Origin of the sequence: Vibrio ponticus (assembly GCF_009938225.1) — a bacterium.
GTDB lineage: Bacteria > Pseudomonadota > Gammaproteobacteria > Enterobacterales > Vibrionaceae > Vibrio > Vibrio ponticus.
The window spans coordinates 180,143-197,828 of sequence record NZ_AP019657.1 but is presented as its reverse complement, the minus strand read 5'-3'; the positions used below and the strand labels follow the sequence as shown (position 1 = coordinate 197,828).

General features: G+C 44.7%; 12 protein-coding genes. 10 read left to right on the top strand and 2 right to left on the bottom strand.

All coding sequences use genetic code 11. The features are described from left to right. Positions 1–3: 3 nt before the first annotated feature. Together GZN30_RS00900 and erpA are read right to left on the bottom strand one after the other, a co-directional pair. Complete coding sequence (locus GZN30_RS00900) at positions 4–1,104, bottom strand: efflux RND transporter periplasmic adaptor subunit (protein WP_075649335.1); 1,101 nt, start codon at positions 1,102–1,104, stop codon at positions 4–6. Between the two features lie 262 nt (positions 1,105–1,366). After that, entirely contained in the window at positions 1,367–1,708 is a 342-nt protein-coding gene (erpA, locus tag GZN30_RS00895; protein ID WP_075649336.1) for an iron-sulfur cluster insertion protein ErpA, read from the bottom strand. Positions 1,709–1,997: 289 nt separating this feature from the next. Here erpA and hemL point away from each other — a divergent pair, with 289 nt between their 5' ends. From hemL to GZN30_RS00845, 10 genes are all read left to right on the top strand, one after another. Continuing rightward, on the top strand, positions 1,998–3,290 hold the full coding sequence (gene hemL, locus GZN30_RS00890; protein ID WP_075649337.1) for a glutamate-1-semialdehyde 2,1-aminomutase: 1,293 nt from the start codon (positions 1,998–2,000) through the stop codon (positions 3,288–3,290). A 249-nt stretch (positions 3,291–3,539) separates the two neighbouring features. Continuing rightward, positions 3,540–4,625 carry an AI-2E family transporter gene (locus GZN30_RS00885; RefSeq protein ID WP_075649338.1) on the top strand — a complete coding sequence of 362 codons (1,086 nt, stop codon included), beginning with the start codon at positions 3,540–3,542 and terminating at the stop codon, positions 4,623–4,625. Positions 4,626–4,683: 58 nt separating this feature from the next. Continuing rightward, entirely contained in the window at positions 4,684–5,706 is a 1,023-nt protein-coding gene (gene rsmC, locus GZN30_RS00880) for a 16S rRNA (guanine(1207)-N(2))-methyltransferase RsmC (RefSeq protein WP_075649339.1), read from the top strand. Positions 5,707–5,970: 264 nt separating this feature from the next. Continuing rightward, positions 5,971–9,354 (top strand): hybrid sensor histidine kinase/response regulator, encoded by a 3,384-nt coding sequence (locus tag GZN30_RS00875; protein WP_075649340.1) that lies wholly within the window; start codon positions 5,971–5,973, stop codon positions 9,352–9,354. 642 nt (positions 9,355–9,996) lie between these two features. Then, positions 9,997–11,679 (top strand): ABC transporter substrate-binding protein, encoded by a 1,683-nt coding sequence (locus tag GZN30_RS00870; RefSeq protein ID WP_075649341.1) that lies wholly within the window; start codon positions 9,997–9,999, stop codon positions 11,677–11,679. A 172-nt stretch (positions 11,680–11,851) separates the two neighbouring features. Next, on the top strand, positions 11,852–12,838 hold the full coding sequence (locus GZN30_RS00865; RefSeq protein ID WP_075649342.1) for an ABC transporter permease: 987 nt from the start codon (positions 11,852–11,854) through the stop codon (positions 12,836–12,838). A 2-nt stretch (positions 12,839–12,840) separates the two neighbouring features. Further along, positions 12,841–13,866 (top strand): ABC transporter permease, encoded by a 1,026-nt coding sequence (locus GZN30_RS00860; protein ID WP_075649343.1) that lies wholly within the window; start codon positions 12,841–12,843, stop codon positions 13,864–13,866. Between the two features lie 2 nt (positions 13,867–13,868). Further along, positions 13,869–14,852 carry an ABC transporter ATP-binding protein gene (locus tag GZN30_RS00855; protein WP_075649344.1) on the top strand — a complete coding sequence of 328 codons (984 nt, stop codon included), beginning with the start codon at positions 13,869–13,871 and terminating at the stop codon, positions 14,850–14,852. A gap of 38 nt (positions 14,853–14,890) precedes the next feature. Then, positions 14,891–15,886: an ABC transporter ATP-binding protein gene (locus GZN30_RS00850; protein ID WP_075649345.1), complete on the top strand. Its 996-nt coding sequence runs from the start codon at positions 14,891–14,893 to the stop codon at positions 15,884–15,886. Positions 15,887–15,964: 78 nt separating this feature from the next. Next, positions 15,965–17,683, top strand: coding sequence for a glycoside hydrolase family 9 protein (locus tag GZN30_RS00845; RefSeq protein WP_075649346.1), 1,719 nt, complete (start codon positions 15,965–15,967; stop codon positions 17,681–17,683). Positions 17,684–17,686 lie beyond the last annotated feature (3 nt).

Below are 17,686 nucleotides of genomic sequence, written 5' to 3'. Positions count from 1 at the left end.
CTATTACTGATTTGAGTTTGAACTTGCCACGGCGACCACTCGATCACCATCGCGAACAAAGCCCTGCCCAGTGGTAATAATGTCGACCTGTTTACCCAAACCCGACAACCACACACCATCTTGCTCAGCTTTCACCAGCTGTATCGGGACAAATTTCACTTTGTCTTCGTCAACCAGAGTTTTCACGCCAAGGTTACCCGCGGCGTCAAGAGCCAACATGGCTGGAGTGACTTTCACCGCCAGTTGATCTTTCAAGTTCAATTCCACCTCGGTGCTGACACCTGCAGGAATCCGTTGTTGTGGGTTTGCGACTTCAATTTCAATCGGGAACGTATTGGTGGAAGAGGAGGAAACACGACCAATATAGCGCACAGAGCCTTGAGTCTCTTGACCGTTAATGAAGCGTACTTTCGCCGCTTGGTTCGCTTTAAGATCTTGGATATGACGCTCACTCACGTCCGCCTCTATCACTATCTTATCTAAATCGATTAAGGTTGCGACAGGATCGCCAACACCAACGAAGTCACCCTGCTCTATTTGCAAGTAATCCACTACGCCAGCAAATGGCGCTTTCACGTTAGTGTTGCGCAGTGCCAACTTAGCATTACTGACCATCGCTTTAGCTTCAACCAGCATGGCTTGCGCATTGGCAAATGCGACTTCACCTTGTAAGCCTTTGCTTTTGAGGGACTTCGCGGCTTTAAATTCTTTCTCACGAACAGAAAGCATTGCTTTCGCACGTTCCAATTGAATCTCTAAATCGCCCTTATCGATAATCGCAATCACCTGATTACGCTTTACCTTGTCGCCTTTTTTCACTTGCAGCGAGATAATTTTACCCGCAATCTCTGCCCCTAATGTAGCTTCACGATTTGGTGCAGTACGCCCATACAGATCGATTGTCTTATGAGTCTCTTGAGCAATAAATGTTTCAAAGGCAACCTTTGCCAACGGCACCTCGGTTTGTTTTTCAGCTTTGTTTGCTGGCATCTCTTCTGAGTTGGTTGCGCCCATCGAAAGCCAAATACCGAGCAAAATAACTAAAAATATTGATATAAAATACGGTCGAACTGAAAAAAACCGAAACATAGAAAACTTAGCCATAACTATCCTTAATACTTCGTAAGCAACATCCAGCGTGCTCAAGATCCTTTTATACTGTTTTTTATAGGTTTTTGATCAAAACTGACCCTAAAAAATCTCGTGCTATCGGCTAGCATAACAAGGTGAAATCAGATCACAAGTTTACAAAAAGCGCGATTAGATTTAACACTCATAACTATGACATCGGTCGTTAAATGAGCATTTTTTGATTACAAATATAAAAAAAGCTGCCAATGGCAGCTCTTTCATAAATCAATTGTGCTTAAACGCTAAACGATGCACCACAACCACAAGTCGTAGTCGCATTCGGGTTATTAACGAAGAAACGTGAACCCTCAAGCCCCTCAGTGTAATCGACTTCACCGCCAATAAGATATTGCAGGCTCATTGGATCAACCACTAGTGTTACACCGCTATTGACAATCGTAGTATCACCATCGTTAACGTTTTCATCAAAAGTGAAACCGTATTGGAAACCACTACAACCACCACCTGTGATGTAAACACGCAGCTTTAAATTTGGGTTTTCTTCTTCAGCAATCAAAGTGTTAACGCGCTTTGCCGCCGCATCAGAAAAAGTTAGGGGGATATTGGCTTCGCTCACACCGACCTCTCTCACTATTGTCTACTACTATAATGCCTACCGAAATTGACGGTAACTTGCAGCAGCTCTGTTTTATTGATGAGGTGATTATCTAATACCTGAGTGCAGCGTTCAAGTATTCACCACTAATTGAATCATTTAATCGTGCAACGATGTGTTATCAAAATGTTTAGCTCACAAGTTGAAACTTATTTTGTCGAGAATATCGTGGAAAACGTTTTTCATCGCCGTTAGGAGGGGTACAATGCCCGCCATAAGTTGGTCCGAGCAATCAAAAGAGGATATATCAATGACCAAATCAGCAGAGCTTTATGAAAAAGCGCAAAAAACCATTCCAGGTGGCGTTAACTCACCTGTTCGAGCTTTTAATGGCGTTGGTGGCGCACCGGTATTCGTTGAAAGTGCTGATGGCCCTCTAATTTTTGATGCTGACGGTAAAGCATATATCGACTACGTGGGCTCTTGGGGTCCAATGATTCTTGGTCATAACCATGTTGCTATTCGTGAGGCTGTTATTAGCGCAGCTCAACGCGGTCTTAGCTTTGGTGCACCAACAGAACTTGAAATTAGCATGGCAGAACTGGTCAGCGAATTAGTGCCATCAATGGAACAAGTTCGTATGGTAAGTTCAGGTACTGAAGCGACAATGAGTGCGATTCGTCTTGCTCGTGGTTTTACTGGTCGCGACAAGATCATCAAATTTGAAGGTTGTTACCATGGTCATGCCGACAGCCTACTCGTTAAAGCAGGTTCTGGTGCACTGACTCTTGGTCAGCCAAGCTCACCAGGTGTTCCTGCTGATTTCGCTAAGCACACACTGACGGCAACGTTTAACGACTTAGACTCTGTGCGCGAGCTATTTGCGGCGAACAAAGACCAAATCGCTTGTATCATTGTTGAACCAGTTGCTGGCAACATGAACTGTATTCCACCTGTAGATGGCTTCCACCAAGGTCTGCGTGAAATCTGTGACCAAGAAGGTGCACTACTGATTTTTGATGAAGTTATGACGGGTTTCCGCGTAGCTCTTGGCGGTGCGCAGGCACACTACAACATCAAACCTGACCTAACAACACTGGGTAAAGTTATCGGTGGCGGCATGCCTGTTGGTGCTTTTGGTGGTCGCCGTGAAGTAATGCAATACATTGCGCCGACAGGTCCTGTATACCAAGCAGGTACTCTATCAGGTAACCCAGTTGCAATGGCTGCAGGTTTTGCATGTTTGAATGTTCTTCGTGCAGAAGGCAATGAAGAGCGTCTAGCCTACATCACTAAACAACTAGCAGATGGCTTCAAACAGCTTGCTGACAAACATGGTATTCCACTCGTGGTAAACCAAGTGGGTGGCATGTTTGGTTTCTTCTTCACTGAGCAAGAGAGCGTAACTTGCTACGAAGACGTAACTAAGTGTGATGTTGAACGCTTCAAGCGCTTCTTCCACCTAATGTTGAACCATGGTGTTTACCTAGCTCCTTCAGCATTTGAAGCAAGCTTTACTTCTCTAGCACACGGTAGCAAAGAGATTGAAGCGACATTAAGCGCTGCGGATCGCTGTTTCGCGATTCTTGCTCAAGAAGCATAATCGCTCATTTGCCTCTTAATTTGACAAAAAGGCTGCGCAAGCAGCCTTTTTTATTGCCAGTTGAACAGCACTAGTAACACCAACCCTATCGCGGTCATGGCAAACCAAGGAATACGCTTGCTCGTTTTCACGCGAGTTTCCGCGCTGCATTTATCATTGTTACAACAGCCCATCATTTAACTCCCCGTTGATAACACTCAGAATTCAAGCCATTATACTCTATATCTTGTTTATCTATTGGGCATAACCGTGACAGAGAAAGTTAAAATTACGTCAGGACATTGGGTCCTGATCGCGGCTTTACTTGGGGCAGGCTTCGCTTGTTTCCTTTTAGTTGAGCCGTACATTAATTCAATTGTGATGGCATTTATTCTGTCACTACTCATGTTTCCTATCCACGAATGGCTTGAGAAAAAACTACCGAATCACGAAAACATTGTTTCACTGCTTTCTTGCGTGATCCTCACTTTCATCATTGTGATTCCATTACTCTTTGTCTTTGCCGCGATTGTGCAGCAAGGCACCGTGTTCTCACAAAACGTCTACTACTGGGTTACGCATGGTGGCATTCAAGAAGTGTTCGCTCATCCATGGGTAGTAAAAGGACTTAAGTTAGTTAACACCTACTTGCCATTTGAAGAAATTAAACCGCAAGAAATTGCTCAACGAGTGGCGCAATTTGCCACTACTTTTGGCAGTAATATTGTTGGTTTTAGCGCCAAAATATTAGGCGATGCGACCAACTTCTTAATGTCATTTTTCTTGATGCTATTTGTGCTGTTCTTTTTGCTACGTGACCACGACAAAATCATTTCAGCGATGCGTCATATCTTACCGCTATCACGCAGCCAAGAAGACAAATTACTCAATGAAGTAGAAAAAGTAGCCAAATCAGCAGTCATGGGATCGTTCTTAACCGCCATCGCTCAAGGTATTGCGGGCGGCTTTGGTATGTGGTTAGCGGGTTTCCCAGGGCTATTCTGGGGCACGATGATGGGCTTTGCCTCTTTTATTCCTGTCGTTGGCACCGCGCTGATTTGGATACCTGCGACCCTCTATCTATTTATCATCGGCGATACAACTTGGGCGGTATTCTTGTTGGTATGGAGTGTAGCCATCGTCGGTTCGATTGATAACTTATTACGCCCGTTACTGATGCAAGGTAGCGCTGGAATGAATACGCTGATGATATTCTTCTCGCTATTAGGTGGCTTACATCTATTTGGACTGATTGGCTTAATTTACGGTCCAATTATCTTTGCTGTCACTATGGTGCTTTTCTATATTTATGAAGAAGAGTTTTCTGACTTCTTAGACCAACAAGATAAGAGTTAACAACAGAGGGGGGATTATGAGAGAATCCCCCCTCTTTTTTATTCAGTCGAGCTACATCATGTCTGCCTACATCGCACCAAGCCAGATTGCCGAACGCCAACTTGCCTACTTCTCTGGTAAGCATGTTCTCGTTGCTGGCGAAGCCGAAGATTTGTTTCCAATTGAGTTAGCTAAACACTGTGAATCTGTCACTGTGTTCACCACTCACTATGGCTACTTCCGCCAATTACAAGCCTACTCAAATATTACTGCTGTATTTGGTGCTGAGTTTGATCACGATACCAATGCGGACATGGTATTGCTCTACTGGCCGAAAGCAAAAGCGGAAGCTGACTATTTGCTTGCGATGTTAATGGCAAAACTGGGTAAAGATACCGAAATTGTTGTCGTTGGCGAAAACCGTTCTGGGGTGAAGAGCATTGAAAAAATGTTTAAACCTTATGGCATTATCAATAAGTTTGATTCTGCCCGTCGCTGTTCGTTTTACTGGGGACAATGCACTCAAGAAGCTAAGCCTTTTAACTTGCAAGAGTGGTTTAAAACCTATTCGGTAAACTACCAAGAACACACATTAACCATCAAAAGTCTGCCTGGTGTATTTAGCCATGGTGAATTTGATATTGGCAGTAAACTACTGCTCGATACTTTACCAACACTACAAGGTAAAGTGCTTGATTTTGGCTGTGGCGCGGGTGTGATTGGTAGTGTCATGGCGACTTTAAATCCAAGTATTGAGCTAGAGATGTGTGACATCAGCGCGCTGGCTATCGAGTCATCAAAGGCGACCCTGGCTGCGAATAATCTGCAAGGTAAAGTGTTTGCCTCTGATGTTTATTCAGACTGCGCCGATAACTATCAATTCATTATTAGCAACCCTCCTTTCCATTCGGGGCTTGATACTAGCTACAGCGCAACTGAAACCTTGTTGAAAGATGCACCAAAACAGCTAAATTCGAGCGGTGAGTTGTTAATTGTTGCCAATAGTTTTTTGCAGTATCCACCTATTATCGAGCTCGCTTTCGGTAAATGTGAAACGCTAAATAAGACCAATAAATTCGCAATCTATACGGCAAAAAACTGAGCTCCTTGCCCAGAAACCCGCTATTTCTGGGCTAAATCCCTTACCTAAAGCGAAATTCTGCGTCGCCTACCACGCTTTAAGTGGCACTTACTTGTCAAAGTAAAAAAACTCGTTAATTTTGTCATTTTCAGGCTACCTGAAGCGAAAAGGCAAAATTGACGTGTTTACACACGTCAATTGATGCGCTCAACCGCATCGTCAAAATACATAATTAACGTTGGATCGCTCCTCGTCCAACTTTCATGGAAAGTTAAACTCTTTATTATGTTTAAGTTGTATCGGAAACAACGCTTTAAACGCCTGCAAAACACCTTGATGGGTGCGTTTTTAGCGTTAAGTATCACGCCACTTACACTGATTGCTCTATTCTTCTTGCAGTCTCATAGCGAAGATCTCCAAGAACAAAGCACCTCGCACCTAATCTCTGTTCGTGACAGTAAACATCAGCAAATCACCGATTATCTCAATGCTCGTGAGTCGGAGGTGATGGGGTTTGTTCGCTCTGAATTGGCCTATGCGAGTGGTGGACGTTTTTATGGACTGGTGAATGCTTTCCAAAGTCTTGGTCTGAATATGGATCAAGCACGTGAGTTTGCCCAGAAACGTTATATCCCAGGCTCAGGCAATCAAATTAAAACCTCAATTTTACCTGAATCTCCTGTATTTAACGGCACTGAGCGTTATCGCCTATTACATACCCGTTATCATCGCGCCTATCTAGAACTACTAAAACGTTCCGATTTTGACGATATCTTACTGGTCGATATCAACGGCAACGTGACCTATTCTATTTTTAAATATGATTACTACGGCACCAACTTACTCGATGGCAAATTCGAGCAACAAAATTTAGGTTTGGCTTTTAAGAAACTTCGAGATGAGGTGAATAAGAAGCGGAAAGACAACCAGGACTACACACCCGTGGTGTTTTCTGATTTCATGCAAGAAGGCGATAAAAGCTTTGCTTGGATTGGCGCACCAATCATTCAACAAGGCTACTTGCACAGCTATGCTATGTTTCGATTACCAAATAACAGTCTAACAAAGCTGATTGCTGACAATAATAATGTATGGTCAATCAAGACATTATTGGTGGGACAAGACAATAAACTGCGTACCCTTTCTTATCAGCAGCAAGATGTCGACAGCAGCCAATCGATCATCAATACCGCATTTGAAAAACCGGCCATGGTTGGCACCTTTACCAACTCAACTGGCGCGGAAGTGATTGCAGCACACAGCCACATTCAATCAAAAGGTTTAGATTGGGCGCTCGTGGTCGAAGTTTCAGAACAAGAGGCTTTCTCACGAATTAAGCAGTTAGAAACCGTATTCGTGGTCGCGATGCTATTGGCGATAGTGCTGGTTGTGATCGCTTCCCATTACCTCTCGAATTTTATTACCGCTCCTTTGCTTAAACTGACTTGGTCTGCAGAAAAAGCGTCAGCTGGCGATCTCAATGCTGAAATCAGCACTGAGCGTAAAGATGAAATTGGTCGTTTGGCGATCGCTTTTGAGCGAATGCAACGCTCGATACGAGAAAAAATGGCGTTAATTAAAGAACAGAACGTCGAGTTGGAAAGTAACATTAAGCTGATCCAACAAAAAAACGATGAGTTGCAAATCGCCAACAAACTCAAAGATGAGTTCCTTGCCACGACCTCACATGAATTGCGTACCCCGCTGCATGGCATGATCGGTATTGCCGAAGCTCTGATATCTGGAGCTAATGGTCCGATCCGCTCTGAACATAAATATCAGCTAGACATTATTATCAGTAGCGGACAACGCTTAGCCAACTTGGTGGATGATTTACTCGACTATCATAAGATGCGCTATGGCAACATGGATATTGCCACCCGAGCCGTTGATCTCTCCAGTGCCACACGCTTAGTGCTTGAGCTATCATCGCACTTGCTAGGCAATAAACAGATCCGCATCATCAACCAAGTACCATCAGAGCCGGTCTGGATTGCAGCCGATCCACAACGTTTAGAACAAGTGCTGTATAACTTAGTTGGCAATGCGATTAAATACACCCATGAAGGCAAAATCGTCATCTCAGCTAACATTGTCGATGCCAAAATGCGCATTCAAGTGGTCGATACTGGACAAGGTATACCAGCCGATCAGCTAGAACACATTTTTGAACCTCTTACTCAAGCTGGCAGCGACACTAGCCGCTATCGTCAAGGAGCAGGGCTGGGGCTTTCAATTAGTCGTCAACTCATTGAATTAATGGGTGGTTCACTCTATGTCAGCAGCCAACCAATGGTCGGTACAACCTTTAGCTTTACGCTTCCACTCGCAACGGAAGAGCAGATCGCATTGACGAGCCATAGCGATAGTATCCACTTCATTGCGCCCGATAATTTTGATATCGAAGACAATGACGCCACCAATTTACCTGAAAACCCAGATGGTGAGCTGCTCCTAGTGGTCGATGATGAACCCGTCAATGTCAAGGTTCTAGAAAGCTTCCTCAAAATCTCTGGTTATCGTGTACGTTGTGCAAAAGATGGTTATGAAGCGCTGCAATCCATCGAAGAGGAAAAGCCTGCGCTGGTTCTGCTCGATGTAATGATGCCTGGTTTAACCGGTTATCAAGTTTGCGAAACAATTCGAGAACAATTTGACAGCATTGAACTGCCAGTCATCATGCTTACTGCCCTCAATCAAACCGACGACCGTATCCGTGGTTTTAACTCTGGTGCCAATGACTATTTATCTAAGCCGTTTAATAAACAAGAACTGGCAGCGAGAATGCAAGTTCACCTAGCCGCTAGCCAAGCGGAGATGCGTCGTTTAGAAAACCAAGCTTTGCAAGATGAGCTGCGCCAACGCTCTGCGGTAGAAGCAAGTTTGATCGAAACCCAAACACGGCTGCTTGAACAGCTCGAATCTGCGCCTGAAGCGATTATTTGTACACGAACAGATGGAAAAGTACGCTTTGCCAATGAAGCGGCAGCAAGAATGTTTAAGCGCTCAATTGAGCAGCTCAAGCGTGCCTCAGCTGAAGAGTTACTGTCACCGAAGTTTCTCGACATCACTCAACCTCATTATTGCGGTAAAGTAGACATCTATATCGAAGATACCCGTCAGCACGTCAATGGCGATATATTGCGCCTACCTGAAGCCTCAGGTCTAAAGTCGATGTATATATTTGACCATGGCGGAGGGGCTAATGCGGCGCGCATCAACAACTTAGAAACCGCTATTGAAGCACTCACCAGCTATGCATTTGATGGTGACAAAGCCAAACTACAGCAACTAAAAGAGCTTGGTGGGGAGTTTACTCGCCTTGCAGACCGAGTAACTGGTGAACAAAAATCCAAACAGGAACTGATGCGAGAAGTGTTGGTTGAGGCGATGACAACCGCTTTGGACTACTGGGAGAGCTCGACTGGCAATAGTAAGTTTGTCTTTGCTGAACAAAGTGGCTTATGGCGCGTCTATCTCGACCGCAGTACGTTACAAACCCGAACGTTAGATAAGTATTTGCGTATCGAGACTTTACCAAAGACACCTCGCTGGAGAACCGTGCTTACCTCATTAGAGTACATTCTGGATAACTGCTCCGACTTAACCAAAGAGCGCAGCAAAATCGAAGAGTTGCGAGATAAATTGCAACATCTCCTCACCACGTAATCATAAAATCACCGTTAAAAAACTCATCGTCCGCGGTGAGTTTTTTTTCGCATATCGAGCAACCAAAAACTGTTTTTACACGCAGCAAAACAACTTGTTTGGCGTCGTTAAAATCAACCAAATTCAAGCAATCAGGAACCTTTCACACAGTAAAATAGCCAGAATAGACTAACAATTGAACGTATTTGAGATAGTTATCACAACAATACGGCAGATTTAAATTAGCGAGTTAAATTAACTCCAAAACACCGAAGTGATAGAGATCTCAAAGACTCAAAACCCAAAAAACAGTCAATATTAAAGAGCTACAAAACGATAGTAACCACTAACATAAAACATACCAGCCAAGATTTTTTGCGAGTCACTTCAATGTTAAAAATGGGTATATTTTGAGTAACTTTTTACTGCAATTAACGTTATTGACGGAAGTCTGGCTAGTTTTGACGTTTTTTACGAGAAACAGAATTGCTAAACAAGTTAATTCGGTGTTTTCTTAACCGTGCCTAAGGCTTACAGGCCACTCAAGATGCTTATCTACCTCCGACGCTAAGCATTGTTATAGAGGTAGGCCTTAGAGAGTGTTCATCAATTGATAACATTCATATCCATTAGTGAAATGAAAGCAAATAGTAAGGAACAGCTATGCTTGCCAACATTAAAAAAACTGCACTAGCAACAGCGATTATCGCAACTGCAACTACTGGCTTTGCTTCAGTAGCAACGGCTGCAGAAAAAAATGAACTAACGATCCACCCTAAAGAGTTTACAACTTTTGTTCGTAACTTTAACCCATACCTAGGTGCAACGAACCTGCACACTACAACGGACTTCCTATACGAGCCACTAGTAGTGTTCAACGAGATGCAAGGCAACACGCCAGTGTTCCGTCTAGCAGAGAACTACACCATTGCTGACGACCTACTAAGTGTTGTATTTGACATCCGTAAAGGTGTGAAATGGTCTGACGGTGAGAAGTTTGACGCAGATGACGTTATCTACTCATTCAATCTAGTTAAAGAAAAACCAGAGCTAGACCAAAGCGGTATCAATGCATGGGTTACTAGCGTTGAGAAATTGAACGATTACCAAGTTAAGTTCAATATCAAAGAAGCAAACTCAAACGCAGCTTACGAAATCGTAAAAGTTCCTGTAGTGCCTGAGCACGTATGGAGCAAGGTGAAAGATCCTTCAACCTTTACTAACGAAAACCCAGTTGGTAGCGGTCCGTTTACTGAAATTGCGACATTCACTCCACAACTTTACGTTCAGTGTGAAAACCCGAACTACTGGGATGCTGACAACCTAGATGTTGACTGTCTACGTGTACCTCAAATCGCTAACAACGACCAATTCCTTGGTAAAGTTGTAAATGGTGAGATGGACTGGACTTCTTCATTCATTCCAGATATCGACCGCACTTACGCAGCAGCGAGCCCTAACCACCAATACTGGTACCCGCCAGCAGGTACTCAAGCATTTGTAGTTAACTTCAAGCACCCAGATGCAGCGAAGAATGAAGCGCTAACTAACGTTGATTTCCGTCGCGCATTCTCTATGGCTCTTGACCGTCAAACTATTATCGACATCGCATTCTACGGCGGCGGTACAGTCAATGACTTCGCATCAGGTCTAGGCTACGCGTTCAAGACTTGGTCAAACGAAGAGACTCACAACAAGTACAAAGGCTACAACACGTACAACGTTGAAGGTGCTAAAGCGCTACTAGCAAAAGCTGGCTTCAAAGATGTAAACAACGATGGCTTTGTTGACACTCCATCAGGTAAGTCTTTTGAGCTTCTAATTCAATCGCCAAACGGTTGGACTGACTTCAACAACACCGTTCAACTTGCTGTTGAACAGCTAGCTGAAGTGGGCATCCAAGCTAAAGCTCGTACTCCAGACTTCTCTGTGTACAACCAAGCGATGCTTGAAGCAACGTATGACGTTGCGTACACCAACTACTTCCACGGTGCAGATCCACACATGTACTGGAACAGTGGTTACAACTCAAACCTTCAGTCTGGCGACGGTATGCCTCGTTTCGCACTGCACTACTACAAAAATGCAGAGCTAGACAAGCTACTAAACGGCTTCTACAAGACGGCTGATAAGCAAGAACAGCTTGAAATTGCTCACGGCATCCAAGCTATCATCGCCGCTGACCAAGTAACGATTCCTGTAATGTCTGGTGCATACATGTTCCAGTACAACACAACTCGCTTTACTGGTTGGTGGAACGAAGAAAATCCTCAAGGCCGTCCAAACATTTGGGCTGGTATCCCTGAGCGTCTACTACACGTACTGGACCTAAAACCAGTTAAGTAATAGGCAATCTTGCGGCGCACTCCCTGTGCGCCGCATATTCCCCCTCCCTTCCTACTAGCAAAGAAAGGTATGGCGCCAAGCGTCAGGGGATTATTACGCTCAAATTTGTAGTTTCGCGCTGAGCGACCTGACACCAGGAACAGGGAAAATCTGGGTGAGTAAGGTGTAAGTTATGGGTTATTTTTTAAGACGTTTGTCATTTTATTTTGTCGCTCTTTTAGTTGCGGCGACTTTGAACTTTATTATTCCGCGAGCAATGCCTGGTGACCCAGTTACCATGATGTTTGCGAACGCTTCGGTTCAGGTTACCCCTGAACGTATCGCAGCAATGAAAGAACTATTAGGTTTCGTCGATGGCGGTCTGTTAGTTCAATATGTTGCTTACATGAAAAACATTCTTAGCTGGGAATTGGGTACTTCAATTCAGTTCTATCCGCTATCTGTAAATACATTACTAGGTGGTGCATTTGGCTGGTCACTATTTCTAGCGGGTACTGCGGTAATTCTTTCTTTCTCTTTGGGTTCAATTTTAGGGATTTACGCGGCTTGGAAACGTGGTAGCAAATACGATGCATTCATCACTCCAGGCATGCTAGTTATCCAAGCGGTACCTCAAGTGGTAATCGCAATGATCGCCCTGTTTACTTTTGCGATCGGCTTAAAGTGGTTCCCTACCGGTTATGCCTATACGGCAGGCACCTCACCAGACTGGACGAGCTGGGCGTTTATTAAAGACGTTGCTTACCATGCAGTATTGCCTCTTTTCTGTGCAACGGTAGTTCAGATCGGTGGCTTCCTCGTCAACATGCGTAACAACATGATCAACCTACTTGCTGAAGACTACATCACCATGGCAAAGGGTAAAGGTCTTAACGAGAAGCGAATCGTATTCAACTACGCAGCGCGTAACGCAATGCTGCCAAGTGTGACGGCGCTTTCAATGGCATTAGGTATGGCGATTGGTGGTCAGCTAATCATTGAAATCATCTTCAACTACCCAGGTCTTGGTTCTGTTCTATTTAATGCGATTAAAGCGCGTGATTACCAAGTACTTCAAGGTCAGCTACTGATCATGACATTGTTCATGCTGTTCTTTAACCTACTGGCTGACATGCTTTACGTTGTTCTTGACCCTCGCCTACGCAAGGGAGGCAAATAATTATGAAAGGTTTCCTAAAACTCGTTGTCGGTAACCCGATGGCACTGGTAGGCAGCATTATCCTAGCTAGCTTCTTATTTATTGCTCTATTTGCGCCTATGCTGGCCAAACACGCTCCAGATAAACGCACGGGTAATCCACATGAATACCCATCGATCGTGGTTAAGTCAGCACAAGCCAATCCTGACGGTTGGATTGCGCAAAACCTAGCCGATGACCGCCGCACGTTGATCATGTCAAAGAAAGCCGATCACGTAATGGGCACTAGCCGTATGGGTCGTGATATCTGGTCACAGTTCGTTCACGGTGCTCGAGTGTCATTAGCGGTAGGCTTTGGTGCTGGTATCACGGTTTGTTTCCTAGCAACGGTTATCGGTATCTCAGCAGGTTACTTCGGTGGACGCATTGATGACATCCTAACTGCAGCGATGAATATCATGCTGGTTATTCCACAATACCCGCTTCTCTTCGTACTGGCTGCATTTATCGGTGAGGCAGGGCCGCTCACCATTGCTTTGATAATCGGTTTCACCGCCTGGGCGTGGGGGGCTCGTGTCGTCCGCTCTCAAACGATGGCACTGCGTGAAAAAGAGTTTGTTAAAGCCGCTGAAGTTCTTGGTGAATCATCATGGCGCATCATTTTCGTTGAAATCTTGCCTAACCTAATCCCAATTGTTGGTGCAAGCTTCATCGGTTCAGTGATGTACGCAATCATGATGGAGGCAACAATCTCGTTCCTAGGTCTAGGTGACCCGAACACAGTTAGCTGGGGCATTATGCTCTACAACGTGCAAACCTCTTCATCAATGCTAATTGGCGCTTGGTGGGAACTGCTTGCACCATGTGCTGCCTTGATTCTTCTGATGACAGGTCTGGCGCTACTTAACTTCGCGGTAGATGAAATTGCTAACCCGCAGCTTCGTTCACACAAAGGTATGAAACGCTGGAAGAAACTTGCTGAACAAGAGAAGAAAGAGCGTGAACCAAATCTACCACCACAAAATGCACTTTGGAGCGGAGATAAATAATCATGACGGCACCACTAATTTCTATCCGCAACCTCTGTGTTGACTACATTACCGCTTCGGGTGATGTGCGAGCTTGTAATAACGTGAGCTTTGATATTGCACCGGGTGAAGTATTCGGTCTCGCTGGTGAATCTGGCTGTGGTAAATCAACGGTCGCGTTCTCGCTCATGCGTCTGCATAAGCCGCCAGCGTTTATCACCGGTGGTGAGGTAATCTTCAATGGCGAAAATATCTTAGAGTACAGTGATGACCGTATGCAGGCATTCCGCTGGAGCGAGATGTCGATGGTTTTCCAAAGTGCGATGAACGCACTAAACCCTGTACTGACCATGGAAGAACAGTTCTGTGACGTAATTATGCGTCACACCAACATGACACGTGATCAAGCGCGTAAGCGCGCAGAAGGTTTACTAGAAATTGTTGATATTCACCCTAGTCGTCTGACTGACTACCCGCACCAGTTCTCTGGTGGTATGCGTCAGCGTCTAGTGATTGCAATTGCGCTAGCATTAAACCCGAAAATGATCATCATGGATGAACCAACCACAGCGCTTGATGTGGTGGTTCAACGCGAAATTCTACAAAAGATCTACGCACTAAAAGAAGAGTTTGGTTTTTCGATTCTGTTTATTACTCATGACCTGTCGTTAATGGTCGAGTTCTCAGACCGAATCGGCATCATGTACTCGGGTGAGTTGATCGAAGTTGCTCCATCTAAGGAAATTTTAACTAGCCCTTATCACCCTTACACCAAGGGCTTGGGCAGCTCATTCCCTCCCCTAACTGGGCCAAAAACTAAGCTGACAGGTATTCCAGGTAACCCATTAAACCTATTGGAAGTACCACAAGGCTGCCGTTTCCAAGCCCGTTGTGACCGTGTACACGACAAATGTACTCAGGTTGAAACTAAGTTGAGACAGATTGAGCCAAATCGCTTCTCAAACTGCCACCTATACGGTGAGCCAATTGCCCAGACCAAGATCTAGCAATGTAAAAAAGCAAAATAAAATTTCTGGAGACAATTATGAGCAAACAACTCGGTGAACTACTGGTAGAGGGAAAAAACCTCGTTAAGGACTTCCCTATCAGCAGTAATGCCCTAAAACAACCAATGATGCGTGCGATTAACGACGTATCATTCAAGATGTACAAAAGCCGTGGTTTAGCCGTAGTGGGTGAATCTGGTTCAGGTAAGTCCACTACCGCCAAAATGATCGCAAAAATGTACGCGCCAACTTCGGGTACGATTGAATACAAAGGTCGTGACATCATAGATATCAAGTCTAAAACAGACTTGATGCACTACCGTGAAGGCGTACAAATGGTTTGGCAAGACCCGTTTGGTTCTCTTAACCCAACACACAACATCTTCCACCATATCGCTCGCCCACTTTTGATCCATAAAAAAATCAAACCGGGCAACAAGAAAGAGCTGCAAGAACGTGTTTATGACTTACTTGAGCAAGTAGGTTTAATCCCACCAAAAGAGACGGCAGAGAAGTACCCTCACCAGCTCTCAGGTGGTCAACGTCAACGTGTTAACTTAGCACGAAACATTGCCGTTGGTGCAGAAGTCGTATTGGCTGACGAACCAACGTCAATGCTGGATGTTTCAATCCGGGCAGGTGTATTGAACCTGATGGAAGAGATGAAGTTTGAGAAACAGATGTCTCTGCTTTATATCACCCATGACATCGCAACGGCTCGCTACATCGCAGAAGATCTCGCGGTTATGTATGTCGGTCATATGGTCGAATGGGGTGATACGGAAGAGATCATTCACGATCCACAACACCCATATACGCAATTGCTGGTCTCAGCGGTGCCAGATCCAAGCAAATCGATCCATGAAAAACTGAAAGGCAACAAAGGGGAAATTCCACTTTGGACGCCAACATCCATGGGATGTCCTTTTGCGGGTCGCTGTACCCATGCAACTGACAAATGCCGTGAGCAACTGCCAGGCGTAACACAGTTGTCCGATAACCATTTTGTTCGTTGTTATCTATACGAAAGTTAAGCAAAAACAAGCCAAGGGTCACCACTCTTGGCTTGCCCCCTTTACAGATGTGATTACAAATTTTTTGCGGAGACAGCAATGCTGCTAGTTACTAACCATATTGGTTATGAATCCCTTGGTCCTAAACAGGCTGTATTGATGACGAGAAAGCCTCGCCTGTCTACTACCACTGCCTTACTGGTGTGTGCTGACAGTCATCAAACTGTGGCTGCTATAGACGTTGAAAAAGGCGCTAAAGCCGCTCGTTGGCACCAAGGGAATTTTTTTCGCATTGATTTCTCTGCTTTTACTCAATTAGGTCGTTATTACTTACGCTTTGACAACATTCGTTCCGAGATCTTTGAAATCGGTCATGGCGTACTTATGCAGCGCACCTTTTCGGATGTCTTACACTATTTCAAATCCCAGCGTTGCGGCGGGATCTTTGATAAACAAGACCAACAAGCCCCTATTTTAGGCACAGATCAAACCGTCGATGTTCGTGGTGGTTGGTACGATGCGTCTGGTGATGTCAGCAAATATCTTAGCCACCTGTCTTACGCTAACTACTTCAACCCACAACAAACACCAATGGTAATTTGGAACATGTTGAAAGGTTTTGAGTTGGTTAAAAGCAATGCCAAGTTCGCCAAGTATTCAGCGGTACGCCTAATTGAAGAAGCGCTTTACGGTGCTGATTTCTTGGTGCGCATGTTTAATCCGCAAGGCTTTTTCTACATGACGGTGTTTGATAAATGGTCAAAAGATATCAAACAACGTGAGATTTGTGCTTATGCGACTCAGCAAGGTCATAAATCTGAAGATTATCAAGCCGGATTTAGACAAGGTGGTGGTATTGCGATTGCCGCTCTCGCCAAAGCTGCCAGTCTAAAGCAAGATGGCGAGTTTTCTAGCCAAGACTACTTACATACGGCAGAAAAAGCTTATTGGCATCTAAAAGAATTTAACACTCAGTACCTCAATGATGGCACTGAAAACATCATTGATGAGTACTGTGCACTACTTGCGACGGTTGAACTCTATCGTGTCACTGAAAACCATGACTACCTAGCCGAAAGCCGTTTGTGGGCGAAACGTTTGGCATCTCGCCAGCACTCGGATGAGCATCAAACGCACTTTTGGTCAGCAAACCAAGACGGATCTCGCCCATACTTCCATGCCGCTGAAGCCGGTCTGCCTGTGATTGCTTTGTGTGAGTATCTTGCCATTGAACAAGAGAGTGAAGCGCAGAACGCTATCGCTAACGTTGTTGCTCAAGCGGTTAAGTTTGAGCTTGCAATCACCCAGCAAGTCGCGAATCCATTTGGCTATCCTCGTCAGTATGTTAAAGCTGTCAACGGCGATAAGCGTGATGCATTTTTCGTCGCTCACGACAATGAGACTGGCTATTGGTGGCAGGGAGAAAATGCGCGTCTCGGATCATTAGCGACGATGGCATTTATCGCACAAGATTTCATTGTCAATGAGGATACAAAAACGCAACTTCTCGCATTTGGCCAAAATGCCCTCAACTGGATTGTGGGTCATAACCCATATGACATGTGTATGTTAGATGGCTTTGGTCACAACAACCCTGACTACTTACCTGATCTAGGCTTCTTTAACGCCAAAGGTGGCGTTTGCAACGGGATTACAGGCGGTTTTGAGGACGAAGAGGATATCGCATTTAATCCACCAAAGCAGAAAGATGATATGTTGCAAAACTGGCGATGGGGTGAGCAATGGATCCCTCACGGAGCTTGGTATCTGCTCGCCATCATCAGTCAATTTAATCATTTTGACAGCATAAAGGATTAATCA

What these genes read in the sequence shown, in the direction of transcription:
- GZN30_RS00900 (WP_075649335.1), bottom strand. Translation starts at nt 1,104, where the DNA reads ATGGCTAAGTTTTCTATGTTTCGGTTTTTTTCAGTTCGACCGTATTTT.
- hemL (WP_075649337.1), top strand. Translation starts at nt 1,998, where the DNA reads ATGACCAAATCAGCAGAGCTTTATGAAAAAGCGCAAAAAACCATTCCA.
- rsmC (WP_075649339.1), top strand. Translation starts at nt 4,684, where the DNA reads ATGTCTGCCTACATCGCACCAAGCCAGATTGCCGAACGCCAACTTGCC.
- GZN30_RS00875 (WP_075649340.1), top strand. Translation starts at nt 5,971, where the DNA reads ATGTTTAAGTTGTATCGGAAACAACGCTTTAAACGCCTGCAAAACACC.
- GZN30_RS00870 (WP_075649341.1), top strand. Translation starts at nt 9,997, where the DNA reads ATGCTTGCCAACATTAAAAAAACTGCACTAGCAACAGCGATTATCGCA.
- GZN30_RS00865 (WP_075649342.1), top strand. Translation starts at nt 11,852, where the DNA reads ATGGGTTATTTTTTAAGACGTTTGTCATTTTATTTTGTCGCTCTTTTA.
- GZN30_RS00860 (WP_075649343.1), top strand. Translation starts at nt 12,841, where the DNA reads ATGAAAGGTTTCCTAAAACTCGTTGTCGGTAACCCGATGGCACTGGTA.
- GZN30_RS00855 (WP_075649344.1), top strand. Translation starts at nt 13,869, where the DNA reads ATGACGGCACCACTAATTTCTATCCGCAACCTCTGTGTTGACTACATT.
- GZN30_RS00850 (WP_075649345.1), top strand. Translation starts at nt 14,891, where the DNA reads ATGAGCAAACAACTCGGTGAACTACTGGTAGAGGGAAAAAACCTCGTT.
- GZN30_RS00845 (WP_075649346.1), top strand. Translation starts at nt 15,965, where the DNA reads ATGCTGCTAGTTACTAACCATATTGGTTATGAATCCCTTGGTCCTAAA.